Genomic DNA, 3210 nt, shown 5'->3' on the forward strand with positions numbered 1-3210 from the left:
GACGGACAATCTTCTCGAAAGCTGGTTCTGGGGTAAGGTTTGTTCTATCTTCTATCGCCCTTGGCTGTGCTTGACTAAATCCATTGGTGACAATTTCAATTAATTCCGTAACTGGCAAATTCCCCACAGTCTGACAACTTCCGCCCTAACCCAGAAAACAATCCTGAGGAAATTACTCCTAGTAATACTCCTCAGGAACGGTCTCCAAAAAAATACCCCATTAAGCACATTTTGAAGGGCTCCCGCCAGGCAATAACCAACACCATGCATACCCTTTATGCACGGGGTTACGCCCAAATTGATGAGTGGAGCCCCCTTCAGGCGACTGGCATTCCTGGCGAATTCATTACCATGATGACGAAGTATTTAACTCTGGGTTAAGGGCTTAAATTTCAGGGGGCTTTGCCCCCTGGCCAAAGCATCAGGTCTGATGTTAGCGGTCAGTGGTCAGTGGTCAGTGGTCAGCCGTTGGCTGATAGCACCTCAAGTAGCGTGCGCGTAGCGCATAAACTGATAGCTGAAGCTGATATAGCAGTCGCCAGGGCAGGCGCGGACATGACAAAAGTCTCAAACCTAAGTAAGCGCAAGAGTTTGACTTCTGACTTCTGACTTCTGACTTCTGACTTCTGCTATAGCTGATAGCTGATAGCTTACGGTCTAATCACATCGGATCACATCTGGATGGGTTTATAAAGTTGAGGCATAAGTAAAAATTCCTAGCCGTGGAAACTATTTCTGCGGCTACTTTTTTTTGGGTTATGAGGTTGAAGGTTGTTCCCGTAGCGTGGCCTTTTGGCCAAGGTGAGTAAGTTGTAGGTTGTTCCCGTAGCGTGGCCTTTTGGCCAAGGTGAGTAAGTTGAAGGTTGTTCCCGTAGCGTGGCCTTTTGGCCAAGGTTAGTGAGCTACTCCCGACTCCCGACTCCCGACTCCCGACTCCCGTTCCCCTCCTGGGAGGGGTTAGGGGTGGGTTCCGACTCCCGACTCCCGACTCCCGACTCCCGACTCCCGACTCCCTATTCCCTTAATAACCAATTCAAGTAATCACAATATCCAATTCCGAAACCCCACACTCCCGGGCTTTAACACACCGTTCAATATAAAGTTCAACCACCCGGTCTTGGTGATTACTCTCTAAAAGTTCCTCAAAAATCCGTTGCGCCTGAGCAAACTTTTTTTCTACATAATAGGCAACTGCTTCCTCAAACCGAGGAGTTGTTTTGGACTTGAAAGCAATCAAATCCTCAGGATTAGCATCATACACTTCAAAGATTTCCACCGGTTTACTTTTACCCTTCACCTTAACTCGCCCTAGACACCGATAATGATAACTGTCTCGATTATCCAGATCAGTCAAGGTTGGTTTACTAATCAAAATCTCTGCTCCATAAATCTTGGTTAAACTTTCCAAACGGGAGGCCAAATTTACAGTATCAGCAATCACGGTTGTATCCATCCGTTGAGATTCCCCCACTGTGCCTAAAATTAAACTCCCCTTGTGCAAACCAATACCACTCGCAATCGGTTCATAACCACTATTGTTCCGATGGGAGTTATAACTATAAACTTGCTTTTGCATCTCAATGGCTGCCTTTAGGGCATGATCAGCCTTTTCGGGAAACAACGCCATCACCGCATCACCAATATATTTATCAATGAAGCCGTTATAATTACGAATCACTGGGCTGACTCGACTTAAATAGTCATTGATAAAATTAAAATTGTCTTGCGGTGACATCTTCTCTGATAAACTAGTAAAGGAGCGAATATCAGAAAAAAGTACTGTCATCTCTTTTTGGACATTGTCCCCTAATTGGACATCAATAATACTGTCCCTTTCTAAAAATTGCAGAAACTCCCGAGGCACAAAGCGTCCATAAGCTACATTAATTTTGGCTAACTGAAGATGGGTCTTAATTCGTGCTAGCAATTCATTTTTGGATATGGGCTTAGTTAAATAATCATTCGCTCCTGCTGCAAATCCTGCTACCAAATCTGAGATCTGATTTTTAGCGGTTAACAAGACCACCGGTAGTTCATTCGGTAGATATTTCTCACGGATTTTTTTACAGAACTCATAGCCGGTCATTTTCGGCATCATAATATCCAGTAAAATCAAGTCTGGTTTGTATCCTTGGGTAATTTTTGTGAATGCATCTTCGCCATTAACTGCTTTAGTAATCTTATAGTTTTGCAGATAAAGATGGTTGACCAAAACCTGAAGATTTACTGGTTCATCATCTACAATCAAGATTTTCAAGGCTTTCATAGTTGGTGGTGATAAGTTCTGATCAGACATCAGGTGATCAGACATCAGGTGATCAGATATCAGGTGATCAGATATCAGGTGATCAGACATCAGGTGATCAGATATCAGGTGATCAGATATCAGGTGATCAGACATCAGGTAATCAGATATCAGGTGATCAGATATCAAGTGTTCAGAGTCACTTGCCATCGCCAAATAATTCTGAACCTGGGAAACTTCCTCTCGCTGTTTCCTCTCTACTTTACCCTTTGATATCGGTAGAGTGAAACTAAACCGTGAGCCAAGGTTTGGGGTAGACTCCACATCAATATTTCCGCCGTGGAGCTGCACCAGTTTTTTAGTAACAGCTAAACCTAACCCCACTCCTCCATATTTCCTATTAATGGAGCCATTCCCTTGTTCAAAAGCTTCAAAAATTCGGTCTAATTTATCAGGTGGGATACCAATCCCTGTATCAGCAACGGTAATTTTAAGATAAGACTTGACCACCTCTGCTGATACTTTAATGGTACCACGTTCAGTAAATTTAATGGCATTACCCACCAAATTATAGAGAATCTGTTGGAGTCGGTTTTCATCAGCATCCACAGGGGGACTCGATGAGGAAACTTGATTAATCAGTTGTAGGTTTTTATTACCCACAAGGGGACGGGATAGCAATAAAACAACTTCTGTGATTTCTCGCATCCCCACTGGCTTGATTCTCAGGTTGATTTGTTTATGCTTGAGGGCAGAAAAATCCAGTAAATCGTTAACAAGCTGAGTTAACCGTTTGCCACTAGAGACAATCAGAGAAAGATTAGATGCTGTTGACTGGGATAACTCACCTGTTGCTCCATCAATCAGAGATTCAGCGATGCCGATAATGCCATTCAGAGGTGTTTTCAGCTCAAAAATGAATTCTTAGCTAATACATCTCATGAACTGAAAACACCTCTGAATGA

At 43.2% G+C, this 3210-nt stretch carries 2 protein-coding genes and 1 pseudogene; 2 read left to right on the top strand and 1 reads right to left on the bottom strand.

Features of this window, described 5'->3' with window-relative positions; genetic code table 11:
• Positions 1-111: 111 nt before the first annotated feature.
• Positions 112-381, top strand: coding sequence for a hypothetical protein (locus tag F6J94_RS32190; RefSeq protein WP_293047675.1), 270 nt, complete (start codon positions 112-114; stop codon positions 379-381).
• Positions 382-876: 495 nt separating this feature from the next.
• On the top strand, positions 877-1041 hold the full coding sequence (locus tag F6J94_RS32195) for a hypothetical protein (RefSeq protein WP_293047673.1): 165 nt from the start codon (positions 877-879) through the stop codon (positions 1039-1041).
• Here F6J94_RS32195 and F6J94_RS32200 read toward each other — a convergent pair.
• A pseudogene (locus F6J94_RS32200) lies at positions 1034-3157 on the bottom strand (ATP-binding protein); the annotation flags it as partial. The gene F6J94_RS32195 and the pseudogene F6J94_RS32200 sit on opposite strands and share 8 nt — an antisense overlap.
• Positions 3158-3210: the final 53 nt, after the last annotated feature.

The organism is Moorena sp. SIO1F2 (assembly GCF_010672755.1).
Lineage (GTDB): Bacteria > Cyanobacteriota > Cyanobacteriia > Cyanobacteriales > Coleofasciculaceae > Moorena.